Consider the following 21771-nt stretch of genomic DNA (forward strand, 5'->3'; position numbering starts at 1 on the left):
AATGGCTACTCCACATATTAATGCTGAAATGGGTGATTTCGCTGACGTAGTTCTAATGCCCGGCGATCCGCTACGTGCAAAATACATCGCTGAAACCTTCCTAGAAGAAGTGGTTCAAGTGTGCGATGTTCGTAACATGTTTGGTTACACGGGGACTTACAAAGGCCGTAAGGTTTCGGTAATGGGGCATGGTATGGGCATTCCATCTTGTTCTATTTACGCGACTGAGCTGATCAAAGACTTTGGTGTGAAAAAGATCATTCGTGTCGGCAGTTGTGGTGCAGTGAGCGAAGATATCAAAGTACGCGATGTGGTTATCGGCATGGGTGCGTGTACCGACTCAAAAGTGAATCGTATTCGCTTTAAAGGTCATGACTTCGCGGCTATTGCGGATTACAAAATGGTGCGTGCGGCAGAAGATGCGGCAAAAGCGCGTGGTGTAGACGTAAAGGTTGGCAACCTATTCTCTGCTGAGTTGTTCTACACGCCAGATCCTGAAATGTTCGAAGTCATGGACAAGTACGGCATTGTCGGCGTAGAGATGGAAGCGGCGGGTATCTATGGTGTATGTGCTGAATACGGCGCAAAAGCTCTGACTATTTGTACTGTTTCTGATCACATCAAAACTGGTGAGCAAACCACATCAGATGAACGTCAAACGACTTTCAACGACATGATGGTTATCGCACTCGACTCTGTGCTGCTTGGTGACCAAGACTAATCAGCTAATAGATTTCAAAAAGCTTAATAGATACCGCAAAGTTTAATAGATAACAAAAGCCCCGTTGCTGCCTGAGCTTCGGGGCTTTTTATTGGATTTGTTAAACTAATACCAATCGTAGTAAATAACTGGTCAGCCTAGCTAGTTAAAACACTCGATAACTGCGTTGTGATTTTTGATTGTAGAATAACTACTTATCAGAAAATCACGCCTTGTTCTCAAGCCTTTTTCCTGCGCTATTTCTGATCACTTACTTACTGTGATTGGTATAAGCTGTTAAGAGCTGACATTTTTAAGCAGCCAGTTTTCCCCAGACTTAGCCTTTCTTTTACGAATAAGCATGATGAACAACACGCCACTGACAAACCCCATTAAGACCATACCGATCATGTAGCGATCGCTCTTACGGTAGTGATGGTCAGAAATAGCTGTCATTTTTCCTGTCTCAAAAGTCACGCGGATAAAGCCAATGATCGTACTCTCTGGAGAGTAAATAGGTTCAACGAGTTGCTGCCTGCCGATACTTGCCGTTGAAAGAGGTGTGTCTAAGCCAAGAACCTCGCGTACCGAGAGCGCTTTTTCACTCGAAGCCAGTCGAATCCCTTCTGCATCGTAGATGGTGGTATCAAATACCAATCGATCCTGAGAGAGTTGGTTAGTGAGCTCTAGTAGGCGCTCTTGGTCTTGCTGAGTGATCATCTTACTGGCTGAAAGTGATGCCTGTGAGATCAGTAGTTTGGTCAGCGTTTCCAACTGTTTTGCTTGGATCTTCTCATTACCTTTACTGATCACTACTGTGTTTTTAATGGTTACCACGAACATAGCAGCCAACAGAATTAGGGCTAGTACTCGTAAAGCGTTACGTATTGAGAACAATGATTCATTCATGTTTCACGAAGCCTGAAATAAACAAATGTTATGATTAAGACATATTGAGACTTGCGTTTTCAAATTGCAATAGGTTAACGTTTAGCATAGTTAATTAGGAATCATACACATGGACGCTCAGAAATATCTGCCGATTAAAAGGCATACGACATTATTAACCCGACTCCCCGAGACACGTTTCGCTTCTCAACTCGCAAAATCTAAAGCCAATTGGATTGTGTTCGGTGAGTACTTATCTCCACAATCATTTGATGACATCGACTTTTTCACTGGTACCTACAACACCATCCTCAATACGTGGAAGGTGGGACATTACGAAGTGGCACTGATGTCAGGGAACTTAACCCCGGCACACGAAGAAATTTTACAAGCACTGAAGCTTGATTATGCTTGCCTTAGCGAGGTCCCAGACTTATCTAAGCCAGGTTTGATCGTGATGGATATGGACTCCACAGCAATTCAAATTGAATGCATCGATGAGATAGCAAAGCTCGCAGGAGTCGGAGAGTTAGTTTCTGAAATCACAGAGCGTGCGATGCAAGGCGAGCTCGACTTTGAACAGAGCCTACGCCAACGCGTTGGGGCACTGAAAGGTGCGGATGAGTCGATACTGGAGCAAGTGCGCCAGTCATTACCATTCATGCCAGACTTGGTTGAGCTAGTGAATACTCTGAATAAACTTGGCTGGAAGACGGCGATTGCATCGGGTGGTTTTACTTATTTCTCAGACTACCTGAAAGATACGCTTGATCTTGACCACGCTCAGTCAAACACGCTAGAGATCGTCAATGGTAAATTGACGGGTGAAGTATTAGGCGATGTTGTTTCCGCACAGACCAAAGCGGATATCTTGGTAGAACTTGCTGAAGAGTATGAACTGGAACTGCATAACACCGTTGCCGTGGGGGATGGTGCCAATGACTTGGTTATGATGGGTTCTGCCGGTTTAGGGATTGCTTACCATGCAAAACCGAAAGTTGAACAACAAGCTCAAACTGCTGTGCGTTATGCTGGCTTAGGTGGGGTGCTTTGTATCTTGTCAGGTGTATTAGCTAAGCAGCAAAAAATCAGCTGGCAAGCGAAGCCTTAGTCATATTTAGGGCGGTATAACGGATACAAAAAAGCAGGTGATGAGCCTGCTTTTTCTACTTTTAAATCCGATAAGTCGACAACCGGTAAGTTGATCTGGCTATTTAGTGCGAGAGTTCCAATCGAATCAATACTTCATCGGTAATGTCCTCTATCTCACCATAACCAATAAAAGCGGTGACCTCACTCTCTAACTTCTTCGCTTGGTGCATACTGATGCGCGAAAGCTCGGCTAAGTCTGATTGGAACAAGCTGGTTAATGGATTAAAGATAGGGGCGGTAGTGACTCGCAGTACATACACATCACCCAGATCTTGTGCCTTCTTGATGAAAGAAATACGTTCTTTCGTAGATGCAAAGTCTTTCACCAACTTCGTATGTACAGATTGAATCTTGTTACCAAACTTTATCGCAGCAATGTATACGTCATGATGTTTTGGCTCTGCACCTTCAATTCTTTTCAGTGGCTCAGCTAATAGTGAATTAGAGTGACCTTTGAAAATCGGTTCCAGTGAAAACTTTTGGTTGTGCCCAAGTTTAGCGAGTAACGCTAGATGCTTGTTCAGCGGGAAGTTCACACCAATGAGCTTACAACGCAACGTTGAGCCCGGCTTATCAATGAAAATTGGATTACTGACCATTTTGTTAAGCAAAACAGTGTGCAGTGATTTAAGCAGTGAATCGGTGGGCAGTATTTCTTGCTTTTTATTTAGCTTACTTTGGTTCTGATCGATAAGCCCATTGAGGAAGGCGATGGTACGCATTGTTTTTGCATTCTCAGTGATAACCAATTGAACGTTGCAACCGTTCGGGCTTACACGAATTACGTGGTAAGGCACTGTGCTTAATGGCAAGTTTTTATCATAGAGTTGCAGTTCATTAAAATTCACCACAACAGGATCATCAATCTTGAGTACCATTGGGTGTTCAAGGGTAATGCTTAGGCCACGTTTTGATATGTCTACAGTGTGTCCATTTATTGTTGGGCTATCTTGTGATGTGAGTTGAATTGGCGATTTAAAGCTATATCTCGGTTCTTTACGACGACTTTGGGAATCAAAGTAGATACTTTGAATGTTTCCCACCACCGTTCGCGGATGACGAAAGCGATTAAGGTCACTGCTTGGAATGCGTGGTTTTTCACTTAATAGATAATCGGCAGCACTTTCATGATCACCGATCTCTTGCAAGATACCGCAATGAGTCAGTTGCGCTGAGCTTTGAGCAAGCGTATCTGAATGCTCAGCTAAGGCTTGTCGCTCAGAGTCGGATAATTCGAAAACCGAGAATTTGAACGCCTTCCAACTTTTACGTTTACCGCCGATGTGCCAGAACAGTTGCCTCTCTTCACGAGAAGCTTCAGGCAGCATCATCGAGTAGAACAAGGTCTTATTTTTATGTTCATGGGTAAAAGAGTAGATAACGTTACTGGTTCCCTTCACGCCAGGCTTAGCGAGTAAGTTCATACGTTGTTCGTTGAACAAAGTACCCAGAGCCTGTTGGTTACGCTCATCATGCCAGTATTGCCATTGGGGATGATTGTTATCCGTGAGCAGCGCGAGCTTCAACTCACTACCACTGAAGAATAGAGGGAGATTACAGGTGTACTTTAGATAGGTGTGTTCAATACCGCGAGTTCGCGTTCGAATGAGCCTATCTTGATTCTCATGGCTGGTTTTCTTGCTGACACTATTTAGAGATTCATCGAGTAAACGAGCCACACTCGTTGTATCGCTGATTCTCATGCATCTTAAAAATTTGACTGCATTGTTCTCGTAGGATTCATCAATACCCAGAATACGAAATTCAACCGCCTCATTAACATCGGCTTCTAGTGACTTCTCAACAAGCTCAGTGAATTTAACACTGATGATTTCCCCTAGGTTGTATTTAAACGCCCTTGGTACCTTGAACTTTGCACCCGACGGAGAAATATCAACTGTCACACCATGTAGGCTTTGTCCTTTAGGCGTGGTGATTTCAACCTGTGAGCTAATCTTGAGTCTGTTTTCTTTGCGTTTTAAATCGTAACCGAGGTTAATGGCTTCTGCTTCATAGGGGCTATCAGCGTTAGTGATATCGTGGTCATCTTTAGAGGATGTTTTAACAATATTACGAAGAGGTTGAATGCGAGGTGTCATCACTAACTCCCACACGCCCTCGGTATAACCTTTAAATTTTTTAGTACCACGTTGATACGCGTTCAAAGCTATGTCATCAAGCCAATGTTTACGCTCGTCTAGCGTGAATTGATGACATTCATTATCAATACGCCCGCGTAAATCAATGCTCTTTGTGCACGGAGCCATGATACGATTCAGTTCCATTTTAACGAGCAGTTTTAGAGACGGTGATTCGCCTTCTGTCATTTGAGAAAGAAGGAATTCGAAATCTTCGGCATGGTAGGCCGGAATAAGTCGTTCTGCTACAGATAGAATTTCAGATTGCTGCATACTTTTCTTGTTAGAATGGATGGTGCGTTATTGTTATCGACGAGTTGTATTTGATCTTTAGGTATTCGTGGCCCTACTGCAACTTTTATTTTCACCTGTACGGTCAACGGGGTAACAAAATAGCAACATTTACCCGTTACTAAGCAAATTATTGAGGTTTTATGGCTAAGGCAAAGCGAGCTTATGTGTGTAATGACTGTGGTGCTGACTTTCCACGTTGGCAAGGGCAGTGCAATGCATGTGGTGCTTGGAACACGATTACAGAAGTTAGGTTAGCCGCTTCACCTCAGGTCGCGCGCAATGAACGACTAAGTGGTTACGCTGGTGGTGCAACTGAATCTTCGGTTCAAACGCTATCGGAAATCGACTTGCAAGAGGTCCCGCGCTTTAGTAGTGGCTTCAAAGAGCTTGATCGTGTACTTGGTGGTGGTGTTGTACCTGGCGCTGCGATTCTTATTGGTGGTAACCCTGGTGCCGGTAAATCAACGCTGTTATTGCAGACTATGTGTCAGCTTTCTTCCCAGTTACCGACACTTTATGTCACTGGCGAAGAATCTCTTCAACAAGTTGCGATGCGAGCATCTCGATTAGGGTTACCAAAAGAGCATCTCAAAATGCTCTCTGAAACCAATGTTGATAAAATCTGTCAGGTTGCAGAAAGAGAGCAGCCTAAGATCATGGTTATCGATTCAATCCAAGTTATGCATGTCGCTGATGTTCAATCGTCTCCAGGTAGTGTTGCTCAGGTGCGCGAATCGGCAACCGCATTAACGCGCTATGCGAAACAGAACAACGTTGCCGTATTCCTAGTGGGACACGTAACTAAAGACGGTACCTTAGCTGGACCAAAAGTACTTGAACACATTATTGACTGCTCGGTGCTGTTAGATGGCGGAACGGACAGTCGTTTTAGAACCTTGCGCAGCCACAAGAACCGTTTTGGTGCAGTGAATGAGCTAGGTGTGTTTGCTATGACAGGGCAAGGGCTAAAAGAAGTTAGCAATCCATCGGCTATTTTTCTGTCTCGTGGTGAAGAAGAAACCTCAGGCAGTTCAGTGATGGTAGTTTGGGAAGGAACGCGTCCACTCCTTGTTGAAATCCAAGCGCTGGTGGATTATTCGCAGCTGGCTAACCCGCGTCGTGTCGCTGTTGGTCTCGAGCAAAATCGACTGTCATTGTTACTAGCCGTGCTGCATAAACACGGCGGCTTACAAATGGCTGACCAAGATGTGTTTGTGAATGTCGTTGGTGGTGTTAAAGTAACCGAAACCAGTGCTGATCTTGCATTGGTAATGGCTTTACTTTCGAGTTTCAGAGACCGCGCATTGCCAAAAGATGTGGTGGTTTTTGGCGAAGTAGGCCTTGCTGGTGAGATTCGACCTGTACCGAGCGGTCAAGAGCGCTTAAATGAGGCGTTTAAACACGGCTTCAAGAGAGCCATTGTACCAGCGGCTAACATGCCTAAAGGTGGCATTCCAGGAATGCAGATCCACGGTGTGAAAAAATTATCGGAAGCAATTAATGCTTTTGATGAGTTGTAATTGAGCTCACTTCAGCTACTCTATACAGCAGAAATTCAGTCTAACTTAAACGCTATTTTCGCTTTAAGTTAGCACTAAACTTAACAATCATTTAGATTGTTTCTTCAGATTGCCTTTTTCTATATGTTAGAAAAAGGCAAAGTTTTTTAGTCCCAAATGCATGCAAAGCTATCAGTCCTCACAGATTGTGATATACTCTGCGCGCATTTTATATCCTATTAACAGAGTAAGACAATGGCAGATTTATCGAAATACAGAAACATTGGTATTTTCGCGCACGTTGATGCGGGTAAAACAACTACCACTGAGCGTATCCTTAAGCTAACTGGTCAGATCCACAAGACTGGTGAAGTACATGATGGCGAATCAACTACTGACTTCATGGAACAGGAAGCTGAGCGCGGAATTACTATCCAATCAGCAGCTGTAAGCTGTTTCTGGAACGGTCACCGTCTAAACGTTATCGATACTCCTGGACACGTTGACTTCACAGTTGAAGTATACCGTTCTCTTAAAGTACTTGATGGCGGTATCGGTGTATTCTGTGGTTCTGGTGGTGTTGAACCACAATCAGAAACTAACTGGCGCTACGCTAACGAATCAGAAGTATCTCGTCTGATCTTCGTTAACAAACTAGACCGTATGGGTGCAGATTTCTACAACGTTGTTGACCAAGTTAAAAACGTTCTAGGTGCAACTCCTCTAGTTATGGTTCTACCAATCGGCCGCGAAGATGAATTCGTGGGTGTTGTAGACCTTCTAAGCCGTAAAGCATACGTTTGGGATGACACTGGTCTTCCTGAAAACTACGAAATCACTGATGTTCCTGCGGACATGGTTGATGACGTTGAGCAATACCGTGAAGAGCTAATCGAAACTGCTGTAGAGCAAGACGATGACCTAATGGAAGCTTACATGGAAGGTGAAGAGCCTTCTATCGAAGATATCAAACGTTGTATCCGTAAAGGTACTCGTGATATCGCATTCTTCCCTACGTTCTGTGGTTCTGCGTTCAAGAACAAAGGCATGCAAGTTATCCTTGATGCTGTAGTAGATTACCTACCTTCTCCAACTGAAGTTGATCCTCAACCTCTAATGGATGAGAACGGCGAAGAAACAGGCAACCACGCTATCGTTTCTACTGAAGAAACTTTCAAAGCGCTTGCGTTCAAAATCATGGATGACCGTTTCGGTGCTCTAACTTTCGTTCGTATTTACTCTGGTAAATTGAACAAAGGTGACACGATCCTTAACTCATTCACAGGTAAAACTGAGCGTGTTGGCCGTATGGTTGAGATGCAAGCTGATGACCGTAACGAACTAACTAGCGCACAAGCTGGTGACATCATTGCGATCGTTGGTATGAAGAACGTTCAAACTGGTCACACTCTATGTGATCCAAAAGACCAAGTAACGCTTGAGCCAATGGTTTTCCCAACTCCAGTAATCTCTATCGCTGTATCTCCAAAAGATAAAGGCGGTTCTGAGAAAATGGGTATCGCGATCGGTAAAATGGTTGCAGAAGATCCATCTTTCCAAGTTGAGACTGACGAAGAAACTGGCGAAACTATCCTTAAAGGTATGGGTGAGCTTCACCTAGACATCAAGGTAGATATCCTTAAGCGTACTTACGGCGTTGACCTAACAGTTGGTGCTCCTCAAGTTGCTTACCGTGAAACTATCACTCAAGCAATTGAAGATAGCTACACGCATAAGAAACAGTCTGGTGGTTCTGGTCAATTCGGTAAGATCGATTACCGTATCAAACCAGGTGAAGCAGGTTCTGGCTTCAAGTTCAACTCAGTAGTTGTGGGCGGTAACGTTCCTAAAGAATTCTGGCCTGCAGTTGAGAAAGGCTTTGCTGGCATGATGGATAACGGCGTACTAGCTGGCTTCCCTACGCTAGACGTTGAAGTTGAACTTTTCGATGGTGGCTTCCACGCAGTCGATTCATCTGCTATCGCATTTGAAATCGCAGCGAAAGGCGCATTCCGTCAATCTATGCCTAAAGCTGGCGCGCAACTTCTTGAGCCTATCATGAACGTTGACGTGTTCACTCCAGACGATCACGTTGGTGATGTTATCGGTGACCTTAACCGTCGTCGTGGCATGATCAAAGATCAACAAGCTGGCGTTACTGGTGTTCGTATTAAAGCTGACGTACCTCTTTCTGAGATGTTCGGCTACATCGGTCACCTACGTACTATCACTTCTGGTCGTGGCCAATTCTCTATGGAATTCGCGCAATACGCACCATGTCCAACTAACGTTGCTGACGAAGTGATTGCAAAAGTTAAAGCAGAAAAAGAAGCTGGTAAGTAATTAGCCCTTTTCTAAATTAGCTAAAAAAGCCCCGCAAGTGAAAGCTTGCGGGGCTTTTTATTGTTTGTAATATACTGCGAGGTGCGAGGTGCGAGGTGCGAGGTGCGAGGTGCGAGGTGCGAGGTGCGAGGTGCGAGGTGCGAGGTGCTGATGTAGCCCCTAAAAAGTATACTCAGGGGTTGTCCCGTATTTATTCAACACGGGACTGATAAAGCAGGGAGAGACTAACGCTTTAAGTCGATGTAAATCTGCTCTACTTTGGTGCGTGCCCAATCTGTTTTACGCAAAAATTTTAAGCTCGATTTAATGCTCGGGTCTTTTTTAAAGCAGTTGATGTTTACCATGTAACTCAACTCTTCCCAACCGTAATGTTCAACCAATTCAGTCAGTAGCTTCTGTAGAGTGATACCGTGAAGTGGATTATTGTCTTGTGTCATGAGATGTTCTCGCCATTTATTTGAGCTAAGTATACCAGTTTCGCTTTATGAATTATCAGACCATTTAAGCTGGTAATCTGTCTCGATAATAGTTAGTTCTTCTCGACCTCTATTCCCAAACAACCGAACCTGATTTTGCATCCAAGCCTCAAAACGCTTTATCTTTTCTCGATGAAAGTAGCCAGCAGGGGCACATAAGAAGTAATTGTATTTAGGCTTGAGTGCTAAGTTACCGATTCGAACGAGTTTCTTTTCCTGCAAATACCGATAGACCAAACTGTGCTTCACAAGAGCAACGCCTTGTACGGATAACGCACCTTCTAAAACAAAATGCGAGCCATCAAATTGCAGTGATGAGCGTCCTGCCTTCGCTCCTACAATGTCTAGCCATAGATTCCAATCCATATCTGGCCATCGGTCTTCAATTAGCTCTGCTTTGTGTAGATCGTCGATGTCATAAATACCATGCTTCTCTTGGTAGATAGGGTGGCAGACAGGGTAAACCACTTCGTCCATTAACCAACGTGATTCAATGTTTGGATAATTACCATGACCATATCGAACGCAGACATCGACATTAGAATCTTCAAACGTCACCAGCTTGTTGGTCGGTTCAATCAACATGGATAGATCAGGGTGACGATCGCGAAAGTCTCCAATTCTAGGCACCAACCAGTGTTGAGCAAATGATGGTACGGTTGAAATAGACAGTTGAGTAGGATTGGGGTCTTGGTTTATTCGTCTTACCCCATCTTGAATATGAGCAAAGCCTTTCTTAGCTTGCAGGTAAAGCACATCACCTTCGTGAGTGAGTACTATTTTTCGGTGCTGACGAATAAACAAGTCTGCACCTAGCCACTCTTCAAGTTGACGAATTTGTTGGCTGACGGCAGCTGCCGTGACGAACAGCTTTTCAGCCGCGAGTTTAAAACTGCCTGTTTCAGCCGCAGTATAAAAATAGTAGATCCCTTGGAAAGGTGGGGTTCGTTCTCTCACATTAGTTTTCCTTAACTGAATGTCAGTATCTATCGTTTGTCGATATTTATCTATTGGTTGATTATTAACCATGATAAAGCGAAAAATCAACAGGAGATAGGCTATGAACACGATAACAGCGACATCAAGGGCTAACCAATCATTCTTATCATCGTTATCAATTAAGAAATTCTATTCTAACTTTGAGCGTTATCTTCAGAATCGTAGAACCAGAAAGCAGCTGTCTGAGTTACCAGAATATTTGTTGAGAGATGTCGGGATTACACAGGAACAAGTTGATAAGGAACTGAAGAAATCGTTTTGGGAGTGAGTGGAGTGTGTTAGGTGAGTCAGTGACTGATCTCAGGTTGAGCGCTTTGGTGCTAAAAAAGGAGCCGTAATGGCTCCCTCTCGGTTTTGATTACTCTTCCCAAACCACCAATTTATCTTTCGGCCAGTTATGACCGATTTCATGGTATTTCTGCTCAAGGATATGTCGCTTTATCTTGAGAGTAGGGGTAAGTACACCGTTGTCGATGCTCCACGGTTCCTTAATCATCAGTACCCCTTTGATCTTCTCATGCGAGGCTAACTGTTCGTTCATTTTTTCAATGACACGTTTACTTGTTCTTTCATAACGAGCCCGATCAAAATTAGGGAAGTCATGCGGTACCACGAGTAGGATAGGACCAGGTAAGCCTAAGCCGATCAAACACATCATTTCTACGCGGCTGTATTCAAACAGTTTGTTTTCGATTGGCACTGGAGCCACAAACTTACCTTTCGCAGTTTTAAAGGTGTCTTTTTTACGTCCCCGGATCGTTAGGTAGCCCTCGCTGTCGATATCACCAATATCGCCAGTATGAAGCCATCCCTCAGAGTTAAAAGACTCTTGGGTGGCTATGTCATTTTTGTAATAGCCAGAGAACATACCTTTGCTTCGAACCAAAATTTCTTCATCTTCTGCAATTTTGAGTTCGATGCCCGGACCAGCATTACCCACAGTACCAATTTTGTCGGCTCTAAACGGGTGATTAATCGTGCTGTAGGCGAAAGACTCTGTCATCCCCCAAGCCTCGGTAATGTGTAGACCAACACTCTCATACCATGCGAGTAGAGCCGGTGATACCGGAGCTGAACCACATCCCAAAACGCGGGCTTGATCTAACCCTAGGCCATCAGCCAGTTTCTTCTTAATGATGTTGTTGATAAACGGAATCTTAAGTAAGAAATTCAGTTTCTTCTGCGGAAGCTTATCTTGGATTCGTTGCTGGAACAGAGTCCATAAACGAGGAACTGAAATAAATAGAGTAGGGCGATGCATTTTCACATCATCAATAAAGGTATCTAAAGACTCCGGGAAAGCAGTGACTATACCGCCCATTACCGATGAGCCAAAGATGTAAACGCGTTCTGTAATATGGGCAAGCGGTAGATAAGAGAACAAGCGATCGCCGGGTTGGATACCAATATGATCGATCAACCGTTGAACTGACCACGTAAAGGCGCCGTATGTGAGCATCGCGCCTTTTGGTAGCCCTGATGTACCCGAAGTATAAACAAGCGACATTACTTTATCATCGTGATGCTGAGGACGCTTGGTTGAGGGTTCATGGGTATCGATGAGTTGTTCGAAAGTATGTTGGCACTTCGCTGCGCTATCGTAGGGAAGTGAGATACTCACCAAGTTTGGATTATCATCCAGTACTTTTTGAGTGGCCTTAGGATCGTCGAGTTTACCCGCAATCACAATTTTACTTTCACTGTGTTCAATACAGTACTGTATGGTATCGGCACCCGCTGTTGGAAAGATTGGGACGCTGACAAAATCTCCTAACATCATGGCAAGATCGCAGATAAACCATTCTGCACAGTTTTTCGATACGAGAGCGACTCGATCACCGGGTTGGGCTCCGAGTCCTTCTAATGCTGACGCCAGTTTCAGTGCTTTGTCGGCCACTTCTTTATAAGTAAACTCAACAAATTGGCGGTTAATAATTTGCTTTAAGTAGACTTCATCTGGGCGTTCTTCTGCCCATTTTAAAATCATGTCATTGGGTGTAGGGAGAGCTGTTGCTTGTTCTTGGCTAAACTCGTTAGGCTGAATCATTGTCTAACTCCATGTTTTTCGCTAAGTTATTTTTGTTAAAATCATGTTAAATGTACCATGATTTTTTCTTTTAGGGAGTAAAATTAGCGTTTATGTTCTTTGTTTTCCGTTATCTGTGCAGGCTCGCCTGTAACTTGCAGGCGTTACTCCAGTCCGTTTCTTAAAAATTCTCGAGAAATATGACACATCCTTGTATCCACATTGATAGGCAATGACAGCAATTTTTGATTCGGTATCTGCCTCGATTAACTTTTTGGCAAGTAGAATGCGTTTATCGCACACGAAGTCTCTAAAGCTTACTCCAAAGTGTAGATGAAACTTCTTAGAAAAATAGGTGGTTGAACAGTGACATTTCTCGGCGATCTCTGTTTCTCTGATTTCTTTGTTGATGTTGTCCATCACAAAGTTAACGACTTCGGATGTGAAGGCTTTTACAGGCAGCTGGTTGTTGTTGTTTGTGTCTCTGTCGATATCGAAGTGGGACTCGAACATATGCCGTGTCTTAGCCTTAAGCTCTTCGAATTGACTGGTCAGATGATTACTGTTTGTTTCTATGATGAAAAATATATTCTTATGATTTCGAACGATATTAGGTAACGGGTCAGAGCAAATAATAACAATTATTTTGTTCAAATTTTCGCAAATAGATAAAGCCATGGTAAGTAGTTGGATTTTATCAGGGGTATTCAAAATGAAAAATACCAGTCTGACGTCTAAGTTACTGATTATAGATATGTCTTGTTTGAAATTTGCAATAGAGAAATAGTGACTTATTTTATTGATAATAACGGAGTTGAAATCACTCTCTTTATTCGATAATAACGGGGTTACTATTTTCATACAGATACCCAATGCATTTCATATTCTCTTTTAGTCTAAAAGTGGCTAATTAATGAAGCTTTATATTTAGATTAGAAGTACCACAAAAAAGTGCAAGTAAATGGCAAAAAAATCCTAACCAAATATATCTCTCACCTCTAGATTTACTTTACAGGCAAACAAAGCCTGATACGTAAATCAAGGAGAGGTTCTCATGGATAAGTTTTTGAATAATTGTAAAGAATTCATGAAAGATGAAGAAGGGTTGACTGTTATCGAGTATGTAATTGGTGCAGCGTTATTGGTATTAGGCTTGACCACTATATTTACTGGTTTTGGGGCAGCCCTATCCGCTAAGCTTAATAACATCATTAACAGTATTTAATGATTACTGCCATGGTTGCTCGGAGAGTGAGACAGCAAAAGGGGTTAACGACTATTGAGTATGTCATTGGTGCTGCCTCGCTCATAATTTTTGTCGGGCTAATTTTCTCTGGAATGGCTACGACATTAGTGAGTAAATTTCAAAGTATTATATCGAGCGTATGAATTGAAATTATGATTAATGAGCCTTCTGTTTTTTGGGCATTGCTAATTGCTGTATCGGTATACGATGTTGAGAAACATCGTATACCAAACAAAATATTGATTCTTTTTTTGTTTTTCTATTTTTTATCAATGTTCAACAGCAGTTACACCTTTGATAGTTTCTTAATGTCTTTATTTGGGTCGGTCGTATTCTTTTGTTTTGGATTGCTATTCTATTTTTTAAGAGCAATGTCTGCAGGGGATGTGAAGTTATTAGGTGTTGTAGGAATGTATTTGGGGTGGGGACAATTACTCGATGCATCGTACTTTATCTTGGTTTCTTCTGGAGTTGTTGGGGTTTTCTACCTGCTATACAACCTGTCCAACTCGAGCTGTTTTAGTATTAAAAGCTATTTTGAAAATAAGATAATTGTGCTTGGTGGAGCTGCACCAGTCATTGATAAAACAGCTAATTTACATACTCGGTATTCAAATAAAGTAACGATGCCTTTTGCTCCTTCTGTTGTTATAGGGTTAGCGATGTATAGCTACTTTACTTAAATCTGTTGTTGGTTAGCTTTGTGGGGAGACATAATATATGGATATTATAGGGCGTACTGCTCCAACAACCTTGAAGCCACAAATTTCAGCCCCAATCGTCCCTACATCTCTTGATATGTTGGGTGTTCCTGAAGTCGTTATTGAAAACCTTGTACTTAAGCATTTGTCGGCTTACCCAAAATCGGATGTTTTAGAGCTTTCTAATTATTTATGTGTTGTTACTCATATTGTAGAAAGCGCTTTGGCCGTTTTAAGAAAGAAGTCACTAATCGAAGTATTTCAGCCTACTTCTGATATTTCCCTCTCATCTGTGTCGCATAGTCATGTTCGTTATTCACTATCAGAAAAAGGGCTTGAAGAAGCGGATCTTGCTTTCAAGCGTGATGCTTATTTAGGCCCCGCACCGGTTTCGCTTACCCAATATAGTGAGGTGGTAAAACAACAAGACTTGAGAGCTGAGTTAGTAACTCGGCCACATGTCGAGGCGGCACTGAATGATGTATATGGTGTCGACAAAATGATTTCAGTACTTGGGCCTGCAATCAATTCGGGACGTGCTTTGTTGCTGTATGGACATGCAGGAACGGGGAAAACATTTGTTGCGAGCCGTATTGTGAATGCTTTACATACTTCTGTGTTTATCCCTTATGCCGTCTATGCTCTGGGTAACATTATCAAGGTGTTCTCGGCGCAACATCATAAACCGTTGGATAGTAACGGCAGCGATCAAAGTATTTCCCTCAAAGATCAGTACGACAAGCGTTGGCTTAATTGTGAAAGACCCAATATCCAAGTTGGGGGAGAACTGACGATGGATATGCTTGAAGTCAATCACTCAGAAAATAGTCGAGTCTGGTTAGCACCAGTTCAAATGATGGCAAACAATGGGATTTTTATCATTGATGACCTTGGTCGTCAGCCCATGCCTGTGGATGCGCTTCTTAACCGTTGGATAGTACCGATGGAGTACTCATTCGATTATTTGTCGCTGCCTAATGGTCAGCAGATAACGATGCCATTTGTATTAACGCTGGCCTTCTCTACCAATCTAAATCCCAAGAAAATAAGCGACCCTGCCTTTTTGCGTCGTTTAGGTTACAAGATTGAATTCAAGCCACTTAACCAACGAGACTATGAAGCTTTATGGATGAGCGTCGTTGCTGATAAAGAAGTAGAGCTTCAAGATGGATTCTTTGAGCGTTTGTCTCAAATGCACACGCTTCTTAAGGTGCCACTTTTCCCATGTTTACCGAAAGATCTCGTTGGTATAAGCAAAGATATTCTTTCGTTTGAACAACTCCCGCCTGTTATTACCTTCGATATTCTTTCCATGGCATGGGAAGTCTATTTTACCTCTGATGGACACGAGGAAGAAAATAATGAATAAGAGTCAAGTTTTCCTACTGTTTTTACTGTCCGTAGTATTTGGCTTAGCGGCTGTATTTTTTGCTAAGCAGTGGATGGAAGATCAAGTTCAACCAACCGTTGAAGTTGAAGCTGTGGAGCGTCATCCAGTCGTGGTGGCATCACAAGAAATTGAAGCTGGAACCATTATTGAGGAACAGTTCTTAGCGACAAAGTTGATGGAAGTGGATTGGATTAATGAAAATAATTTTTCCGATGCTTCTGAATTGGTTGGCAAAGTGGTGGCCAATACTATTTATGCTGGAGAAGTGCTTCATAAAATGCGTTTTACTATTCCAGGAGAAGGCTCAACGCTTGCTGCATTAATACCTGAGAATAAACGTGCGGTAACAATACGAGTGGATGACGTTATTGGTGTGGCTGGTTTTCTATTACCAGGTAATAAAGTTGACATACTTAGCACCGTTTCTTACAGCAAAAACTCAGCAGCAACTCGTACCGTGTTGAAAGATATCAAGGTATTGGCAGTAGACCAAACGGCAAAAACGAATGAAAACAGTCCTATTATCGTACGAGCTGTGACATTAGAGGTTTCACCTAAAGATGCTGAAAAACTTTTAACAGCGAAGAGTAAAGGCAGTATTCAACTGACACTGAGAAACCCTCATGAAGTTGAGAAAAAGGTTGTTCGTCGATACGTACCTAAGCCGAGTGTGACGATCATTAAAGGTACTCAAGCATCTAGTGTTCGCGTCAAGGATTGAGGTGAGTTATGAAAATAATAATAACGTGTATTTTGAGCTTCGTTTGTTTCTCTACACTGAGCTTTGCTGCTCTACAAACGGGTAAAACGGTAACGGTTCCTCATCACAAATCAACACATGTGGTGTTGTCAGGGAAAGCGAGCAAAGTGTCGCTTGGTGATCCTGATGTACTTGATATTGTGATGTTGAAATCGAGCGAGCTGTTTTTAATCGGAAAAAAATTAGGTGCTACTAACCTAATGGCGTGGGACTCCCGTGGCCAGCTGATTGAATCGATCAACATCGAAGTCACTCATGATCTTAATAGCTTAAAAGCGAAGTTATATGAGTTTCTTCCTGATGAAACTATTGAGGTGCACAGTGCTCAGAATCGCTTGCTGCTGAGTGGGCAGGTGAGTAATCAGCAACAAATGAATGTAGCGATGCGAATAGCAGAAACCTACTCTTCGGGTGAAACAGCTGATGAATCGAAGGAAAGTGGTAGCGAGCAAGCTGCAGCGACAGGTGTTATCAACTTGATGTCTATTGGCGGTGCTCAACAAGTTATGTTGGAAGTGACGGTCGCCGAGGTTCAGCGAAGCTTAGTGAGAAAATTTGATGCAAACTTTCACTTCTTCCAAACGAGCGGATCGAATATTTCTTGGGGGGCGTCGTCAGTTCCTGCTGGTGTTCTAGGGGCTACGCCAATCTTTGATATTCCAACCTCTACTGATTACGGCATTTTAGGCTCGTTTATTGATAGTAATACCCTGTTTACATTCGCCCTGGATGTAGCCAAACAGAATGGTGTGGCGAAAGTATTAGCTGAGCCTAACTTAACGGCATTAAGTGGCTCCAAAGCTGAGTTTTTAGCGGGTGGTGAATTCCCTATCCCTGTGCCAGATGAAGATGGCATTACGATTGAATATAAAGAGTATGGAGTTGGATTAAAATTTATCCCAACGGTTCTGAGTGATAAAAAGATCAATCTAAACTTGGCTGTTGATGTGAGTGAAATTGCCAATAGCAGCTCGTTAACGATTGACCCAGGAACAACCAATGCGACCTACTTTATCCCACCAATTACTCGTCGAAGCGCGTCATCGACGCTTGAGCTAGCCGACGGACAAACTATTGGTATTGCTGGATTGCTCAGCGAGAATGTTAGGGATGTGAGTAACAAAATGCCGGGTATTGGTGATGTCCCCATCTTAGGGCAACTCTTTAATAGTCAAGAGTATGTATCTGGTGAAACAGAACTTGTCATTCTTGTTACCCCTCGACTTGCGAGTCCTATTGACCGAAGTAAAGTAACGTTACCAACAGACGCCTTTGTTGACCCGAATGATTTGGAATATTACTTATTAGGTCGAAGCGCTTATATCGCTGAACCGTCTGAATCGGATTCAGAGCAATCTCAAGCTTCACAGGGAATATCACCAACAGATGGTGGTAGCGAAGGCTCATTTGGACATGATTTATAAGGAGATAGATATGATTAGAATAATGATGGTCTTTCTCGTAATGGTGTTAGTTGGCTGTGCTAATGATGCTCGTTTAGGGCATTCGGTAGCACTCGTAAAAACGGAACAAACGTATAACCCTAATGCGACCCAAGAGAATTTACTCGTGGTACCGGATGGTACGGGGGAGCGGATGCAGACTGGTTACGATAGATATGTAGGCAGAGGTGAAAACGAACTGTCTGGAAGTAGTAGCCAGATCTTAGAAGAATTTAACTAAATCTGGAGGTACTCATATGTTGTATCGAGTATCAAAAAGTCCCAGAAAACAGCAAGGCTTAGTTGTCGTATTAGTTACCGCTGCTTTGCTTGTTTTCTTAGGGGTGTCAGCGTTGGCTGTAGACGTTAACCATATGCTGGTTAATAAAACACGCTTACAAAATGCTGTAGATTCAGCGGCGTTAGCTGCGGCAACCATACTGGACAATAGTAAAGACAAAGATGCGGTGGATGCTGAAATAGTCACTGCGCTAAATGCAATGGCAGGGTCAACAGGGAATCATGAGATTGATTTTACCACCGCTTCCATAAACATTGATTACTCTAACGATCCTCAGGATTTTACTGGCACAGCCACCTTCGGTGAAAACGATGATGTATATGTGCGCGTTCGAGTTGATTCGTTGGATATGGATGAATTCTTTATTCAAATGTTTGGATTAGTAAAAGAGGTTTCAGCAAGTGCCGTCGCTGGGCCAAGCTCTGGGCAAGAGGTTGTTAATAACGTTGTGCCAATTGGTGTTTGTATTGGTGACGGAACTTCGGATAACGACGTCGATCCTGAAGATGGATATCATGACGTTACAGGCGATGCAATAACGAGCGTGTTTGGTTATGAAGTCGGGACTGTCCATGCATTGAAGGTGGGTGACAGTAGCTTATCTGAAATGGGTAACGGTAATTATCATCTATTAGACTTTGGGTCTGGTGGTAAGGCTATAAAAGAGGGGTTAGGTGGTAGTTATGACCAACCCGTTAAAATTGGTGAAGATATCACGACCAAACCTGGCGGCACGGTTGGCCCAACAGGCGATGGCTTGAATACTCGTTTTGGTGATTACGGTGGTGGCTTATCAGCATCAGATTACCCTTCTGACTATGTAACTACAGAGCCTAGCGATGAGATTACGATTGACGCTAGTACTGGAGATATCGATTTTGATGGTACTTACAACTATGCGCAATATGAAGCTGATACCAACGCATGTATAGCAAATAACGGTTCAGGGTGTGCCGCTAATGGTGTTGCTTGGCGTCGTATTTTACCGATACCTATGGTGGATTGCTCAGGTAAAAGTGGCGGTGCCACTGACTTTACTGTGAATAAAATTGGTTGTTTTTTCTTGTTGCAAAAAGCACCAACTAATAACTCAGGTACGCCTGCCGTCTTTGGTGAATTTATTCACTCCTGTAGTGTTGTTGGTGGTTCAGGCAGTACAGAATCAACAACGGAAGGAACTTATAAGATTGTTTTGTATAAGGATCCTGATAGTGGGGAGTCTTGATTATGAAACCTTTAATTAAATCTAATCGTGGCTTTGCTGCTATCGAGATGGTAATCGCGACTCCTGTATTGCTATTTTTCCTTATATTAGTGCTTGAACTGGGCAATATGATGATTCACTACAATGTGATATCTAAATCCGTTCAAAATGGCGCCCGCTATGCGGTTAGTGAAGTCTATGGAACCAAAGGTGGAACGCTTGCTCCGTCGTCAGAAATACAGAATGTGGTGGTTTATGGTCAAAATACAGCTGGAACGGCGATATTGTCGAATTTAGTTGTTTCTGACGTGACAATTAGCCCACCGAATACAGATAGCTATGTACGTGTGAGTGTGACCTACAATTATATTCCTCACTTTGTGTCGATCCCGTTTTCTTCGGCGAGCTTTTCTATTCCGATTAGTGTCTCTTCGATAATGAGGGTGTTGTGATGAAACGGTACAAAGGGCGTATTAAAGGCATCGCTATTATCGAATTTACCATAGTGTCTTGGCTAGTCTTTCTCTTGGTCTTCCTTATTTTAGCGCTGGGTGCTTACATATTTTCGCTTCAAATGGTCAGTGAAGCGACCAGAAAGGCAGCAAGGTTAGCCACGGTTTGCTACGTTGCTGATAGGGACAATATCGCGGGAATGGTTGTTGCTGATCTCCCTCTTGTTGGTTTTACCGCGGCGAATTTGGAAGTTGCATATTTAGATGTGAGTGGGAATGAAATTACATCTGGTTATGATACGGATCCTGTCTTTAGTAGCATTAAATTTGTAAGGGCTCGAGCGACAGGGTACGGAATTCAATTAATTGATAATTTGAGTTTTTTAGGTACGAGTGGTTACTTGGCTGCTCCCTCATTTGAAACCATCTTACCTGCAGAAAGTTTAGGTGTGGTAAGGGCGGACTCCGAAACTCGGAATCGGTGTCCATAAGTTATTTTATACAGGAGTAGCGGTATGGGGGAAGCGATCAAAATCACGCCTAATGAGAACGATATTACGCGTTTGAGAACAAACCTAAAAGTCTGGTTGATCTACAGTACTGAGGGTTTTCTCTCACACATGAGCCAAGAGCTGAAGAAATGTCGAAATGTGCATGTGACATCATTTTCTCTCGGAGCAATGAGTGAGGAGTACTTAAAAAGTGCGGATGTTCCAGAACTTATTTTTGTTGAAGCACATGGCAACTGGGCTCAAAAAATGGTTGAGCTACAGGGTTATGATCTATCGCTAGAAGAACAAGATTTATCTTTAGTTGTACTCGGTGATGAAAGTGACAATGGCTCATTAAAAATCGCGCTGCGTCTAGGGGCTTCTGATTTCTTATCTCACAACGTGACGCTTTCTGATTTGCTCCCACTGCTCAAGAAAACGGCGGCCGAAAAGCTTGAGAACTCAAGCTACGGTGAGTTTATTCTGTTTTTAAACACCAAGGGGGGAATGGGGGCGACCACCTTGGCGTTGAATACCGCTATTGAGATGGCCAGTCAGCATCCCGGCGAGGTTTTGCTACTTGATATCGACCTTCAATTTGGTGTGATTCCTGATTATTTAAATATTGTTCCTACTTATAGTGTTTCGGATGCGATCAATAGTTCGAATGACCTAGATGAAATATCGTTGGGAACTTTGGTAAATAAGCACGAATCTGGCTTACATGTCCTAAGCTTTAAGCATGAGAACAATGCTGATGACTTTGAACAGGCACAGAAAATAGGCCGATTGCTTCCTATATTACGCCGTTTTTACCCTTATGTGATCATTGACCTCTCTAGAGGATTAGACCATGTGTTTGCATCCGCAATATCACCAGCAACAAAGGTGCTTCTTGTTTTGCAACAGAGCCTAGTGTCAGTCAAAAACACCAGTCGACTCATTAAGTCTCTGAAATTTGAGTACGGCTTACAAAGTGATTCTATTGAGGTCATTCTGAACCGTTATGAAAAGCGACACTCAATTAAATTAAAAGATATTGAACAGGCGGTAGGTAAGCATGACATACACCTTATGCCTAATGATTTCAAAGTTGCATTAGAGAGTGCCAACTTGGGGCAACCGCTAGTTCAGTCGAGAAAGAAAAGTTCTATTACTCGCTCTATTATCGATTTGTCACACATTCTTTCACCACCAGAGCAGGAAGAGAAAGGGTGGCTGAAAAAGCTGTTTTCATAATGGGTTGATAAAAAGTAAACGCGAGGGATT

The 21771-nt window shown here is 42.8% G+C and carries 21 protein-coding genes; 15 read left to right on the top strand and 6 right to left on the bottom strand.

All coding sequences use genetic code 11. From position 1 onward, the window contains the following. Position 1: 1 nt before the first annotated feature. Complete coding sequence (gene deoD / locus AB4589_RS14035; protein ID WP_009847519.1) at positions 2-721, top strand: purine-nucleoside phosphorylase; 720 nt, start codon at positions 2-4, stop codon at positions 719-721. A 276-nt stretch (positions 722-997) separates the two neighbouring features. Here the strand turns inward: deoD and AB4589_RS14040 are convergent, their stop codons facing one another. Beyond that, positions 998-1609: a YtjB family periplasmic protein gene (locus AB4589_RS14040; protein ID WP_009847518.1), complete on the bottom strand. Its 612-nt coding sequence runs from the start codon at positions 1607-1609 to the stop codon at positions 998-1000. Between the two features lie 109 nt (positions 1610-1718). On the opposite strand from AB4589_RS14040, the gene serB reads away from it, so the two are divergent. Then, positions 1719-2699: a phosphoserine phosphatase gene (serB, locus tag AB4589_RS14045; RefSeq protein ID WP_009847517.1), complete on the top strand. Its 981-nt coding sequence runs from the start codon at positions 1719-1721 to the stop codon at positions 2697-2699. Positions 2700-2802: 103 nt separating this feature from the next. Here the strand turns inward: serB and AB4589_RS14050 are convergent, their stop codons facing one another. Beyond that, on the bottom strand, positions 2803-5151 hold the full coding sequence (locus AB4589_RS14050; RefSeq protein WP_372100846.1) for a PilZ domain-containing protein: 2349 nt from the start codon (positions 5149-5151) through the stop codon (positions 2803-2805). Between the two features lie 161 nt (positions 5152-5312). On the opposite strand from AB4589_RS14050, the gene radA reads away from it, so the two are divergent. Together radA and fusA are read left to right on the top strand one after the other, a co-directional pair. Further along, positions 5313-6692, top strand: a complete 1380-nt coding sequence (radA, locus tag AB4589_RS14055; RefSeq protein ID WP_009847515.1) for a DNA repair protein RadA — start codon at positions 5313-5315, stop codon at positions 6690-6692. A 234-nt stretch (positions 6693-6926) separates the two neighbouring features. Further along, positions 6927-9014 carry an elongation factor G gene (gene fusA, locus AB4589_RS14060; RefSeq protein ID WP_009847514.1) on the top strand — a complete coding sequence of 696 codons (2088 nt, stop codon included), beginning with the start codon at positions 6927-6929 and terminating at the stop codon, positions 9012-9014. Positions 9015-9238: 224 nt separating this feature from the next. Here the strand turns inward: fusA and AB4589_RS14065 are convergent, their stop codons facing one another. Together AB4589_RS14065 and AB4589_RS14070 are read right to left on the bottom strand one after the other, a co-directional pair. Continuing rightward, positions 9239-9451 (bottom strand): VF530 family DNA-binding protein, encoded by a 213-nt coding sequence (locus tag AB4589_RS14065; protein ID WP_012604684.1) that lies wholly within the window; start codon positions 9449-9451, stop codon positions 9239-9241. A 45-nt stretch (positions 9452-9496) separates the two neighbouring features. Continuing rightward, positions 9497-10447: a LysR substrate-binding domain-containing protein gene (locus AB4589_RS14070; RefSeq protein ID WP_012604683.1), complete on the bottom strand. Its 951-nt coding sequence runs from the start codon at positions 10445-10447 to the stop codon at positions 9497-9499. Positions 10448-10550: 103 nt separating this feature from the next. Between AB4589_RS14070 and AB4589_RS14075 the strand changes: the two genes are divergently transcribed. After that, positions 10551-10757, top strand: a complete 207-nt coding sequence (locus tag AB4589_RS14075) for a DUF1127 domain-containing protein (RefSeq protein WP_012604682.1) — start codon at positions 10551-10553, stop codon at positions 10755-10757. A 90-nt stretch (positions 10758-10847) separates the two neighbouring features. Here AB4589_RS14075 and AB4589_RS14080 read toward each other — a convergent pair whose 3' ends face one another. Continuing rightward, on the bottom strand, positions 10848-12536 hold the full coding sequence (locus AB4589_RS14080; RefSeq protein WP_135382490.1) for an AMP-binding protein: 1689 nt from the start codon (positions 12534-12536) through the stop codon (positions 10848-10850). A 90-nt stretch (positions 12537-12626) separates the two neighbouring features. Next, complete coding sequence (locus AB4589_RS14085; RefSeq protein ID WP_372100849.1) at positions 12627-13376, bottom strand: helix-turn-helix domain-containing protein; 750 nt, start codon at positions 13374-13376, stop codon at positions 12627-12629. A 193-nt stretch (positions 13377-13569) separates the two neighbouring features. On the opposite strand from AB4589_RS14085, the gene AB4589_RS14090 reads away from it, so the two are divergent. From AB4589_RS14090 to AB4589_RS14135, 10 genes are all read left to right on the top strand, one after another. Then, positions 13570-13740, top strand: coding sequence for a Flp family type IVb pilin (locus AB4589_RS14090; protein WP_012604678.1), 171 nt, complete (start codon positions 13570-13572; stop codon positions 13738-13740). A gap of 173 nt (positions 13741-13913) precedes the next feature. Beyond that, on the top strand, positions 13914-14444 hold the full coding sequence (locus tag AB4589_RS14095; RefSeq protein ID WP_102249121.1) for a prepilin peptidase: 531 nt from the start codon (positions 13914-13916) through the stop codon (positions 14442-14444). A 37-nt stretch (positions 14445-14481) separates the two neighbouring features. Continuing rightward, positions 14482-15831 (top strand): ATPase AAA, encoded by a 1350-nt coding sequence (locus tag AB4589_RS14100; protein ID WP_012604676.1) that lies wholly within the window; start codon positions 14482-14484, stop codon positions 15829-15831. Continuing rightward, positions 15824-16573, top strand: a complete 750-nt coding sequence (gene cpaB / locus AB4589_RS14105) for a Flp pilus assembly protein CpaB (protein ID WP_041472893.1) — start codon at positions 15824-15826, stop codon at positions 16571-16573. Before AB4589_RS14100 ends, cpaB begins: the two co-directional genes overlap by 8 nt. Positions 16574-16581: 8 nt before the next feature. Then, complete coding sequence (locus AB4589_RS14110) at positions 16582-18036, top strand: type II and III secretion system protein family protein (protein WP_012604674.1); 1455 nt, start codon at positions 16582-16584, stop codon at positions 18034-18036. Further along, the gene (locus tag AB4589_RS14115) at positions 18026-18295 is read left to right on the top strand and encodes a hypothetical protein (RefSeq protein ID WP_029223092.1); all 270 of its coding nucleotides are present in this window, start codon (positions 18026-18028) and stop codon (positions 18293-18295) included. The genes AB4589_RS14110 and AB4589_RS14115 overlap by 11 nt, the downstream gene beginning before the upstream one ends. A gap of 16 nt (positions 18296-18311) precedes the next feature. Beyond that, positions 18312-19580 (top strand): TadE/TadG family type IV pilus assembly protein, encoded by a 1269-nt coding sequence (locus AB4589_RS14120; protein ID WP_372100852.1) that lies wholly within the window; start codon positions 18312-18314, stop codon positions 19578-19580. 2 nt (positions 19581-19582) lie between these two features. Continuing rightward, a complete protein-coding gene (locus AB4589_RS14125) occupies positions 19583-20011 on the top strand; it encodes a TadE/TadG family type IV pilus assembly protein (protein WP_029223093.1) in 429 nt (142 codons plus the stop codon). Beyond that, positions 20011-20502: a TadE/TadG family type IV pilus assembly protein gene (locus AB4589_RS14130; RefSeq protein ID WP_029223094.1), complete on the top strand. Its 492-nt coding sequence runs from the start codon at positions 20011-20013 to the stop codon at positions 20500-20502. Before AB4589_RS14125 ends, AB4589_RS14130 begins: the two co-directional genes overlap by 1 nt. Positions 20503-20526: 24 nt before the next feature. Beyond that, positions 20527-21741: an AAA family ATPase gene (locus tag AB4589_RS14135; protein ID WP_012604669.1), complete on the top strand. Its 1215-nt coding sequence runs from the start codon at positions 20527-20529 to the stop codon at positions 21739-21741. Positions 21742-21771 lie beyond the last annotated feature (30 nt).

The sequence above is a fragment of the Vibrio sp. 10N.222.49.A3 genome (genome assembly GCF_041475145.1).
Lineage (GTDB): Bacteria > Pseudomonadota > Gammaproteobacteria > Enterobacterales > Vibrionaceae > Vibrio > Vibrio tasmaniensis_A.

Excerpts from the sequence above, each read along its gene's own strand:
- deoD (WP_009847519.1), top strand. The coding sequence starts at position 2 with ATGGCTACTCCACATATTAATGCTGAAATGGGTGATTTCGCTGACGTA.
- AB4589_RS14040 (WP_009847518.1), bottom strand. The coding sequence starts at position 1,609 with ATGAATGAATCATTGTTCTCAATACGTAACGCTTTACGAGTACTAGCC.
- serB (WP_009847517.1), top strand. The coding sequence starts at position 1,719 with ATGGACGCTCAGAAATATCTGCCGATTAAAAGGCATACGACATTATTA.
- AB4589_RS14050 (WP_372100846.1), bottom strand. The coding sequence starts at position 5,151 with ATGCAGCAATCTGAAATTCTATCTGTAGCAGAACGACTTATTCCGGCC.
- radA (WP_009847515.1), top strand. The coding sequence starts at position 5,313 with ATGGCTAAGGCAAAGCGAGCTTATGTGTGTAATGACTGTGGTGCTGAC.
- fusA (WP_009847514.1), top strand. The coding sequence starts at position 6,927 with ATGGCAGATTTATCGAAATACAGAAACATTGGTATTTTCGCGCACGTT.
- AB4589_RS14065 (WP_012604684.1), bottom strand. The coding sequence starts at position 9,451 with ATGACACAAGACAATAATCCACTTCACGGTATCACTCTACAGAAGCTA.
- AB4589_RS14075 (WP_012604682.1), top strand. The coding sequence starts at position 10,551 with ATGAACACGATAACAGCGACATCAAGGGCTAACCAATCATTCTTATCA.
- AB4589_RS14080 (WP_135382490.1), bottom strand. The coding sequence starts at position 12,536 with ATGATTCAGCCTAACGAGTTTAGCCAAGAACAAGCAACAGCTCTCCCT.
- AB4589_RS14085 (WP_372100849.1), bottom strand. The coding sequence starts at position 13,376 with ATGAAAATAGTAACCCCGTTATTATCGAATAAAGAGAGTGATTTCAAC.
- AB4589_RS14090 (WP_012604678.1), top strand. The coding sequence starts at position 13,570 with ATGGATAAGTTTTTGAATAATTGTAAAGAATTCATGAAAGATGAAGAA.
- AB4589_RS14095 (WP_102249121.1), top strand. The coding sequence starts at position 13,914 with ATGATTAATGAGCCTTCTGTTTTTTGGGCATTGCTAATTGCTGTATCG.
- AB4589_RS14100 (WP_012604676.1), top strand. The coding sequence starts at position 14,482 with ATGGATATTATAGGGCGTACTGCTCCAACAACCTTGAAGCCACAAATT.
- cpaB (WP_041472893.1), top strand. The coding sequence starts at position 15,824 with ATGAATAAGAGTCAAGTTTTCCTACTGTTTTTACTGTCCGTAGTATTT.
- AB4589_RS14110 (WP_012604674.1), top strand. The coding sequence starts at position 16,582 with ATGAAAATAATAATAACGTGTATTTTGAGCTTCGTTTGTTTCTCTACA.
- AB4589_RS14115 (WP_029223092.1), top strand. The coding sequence starts at position 18,026 with ATGATTTATAAGGAGATAGATATGATTAGAATAATGATGGTCTTTCTC.
- AB4589_RS14120 (WP_372100852.1), top strand. The coding sequence starts at position 18,312 with ATGTTGTATCGAGTATCAAAAAGTCCCAGAAAACAGCAAGGCTTAGTT.
- AB4589_RS14125 (WP_029223093.1), top strand. The coding sequence starts at position 19,583 with ATGAAACCTTTAATTAAATCTAATCGTGGCTTTGCTGCTATCGAGATG.
- AB4589_RS14130 (WP_029223094.1), top strand. The coding sequence starts at position 20,011 with ATGAAACGGTACAAAGGGCGTATTAAAGGCATCGCTATTATCGAATTT.
- AB4589_RS14135 (WP_012604669.1), top strand. The coding sequence starts at position 20,527 with ATGGGGGAAGCGATCAAAATCACGCCTAATGAGAACGATATTACGCGT.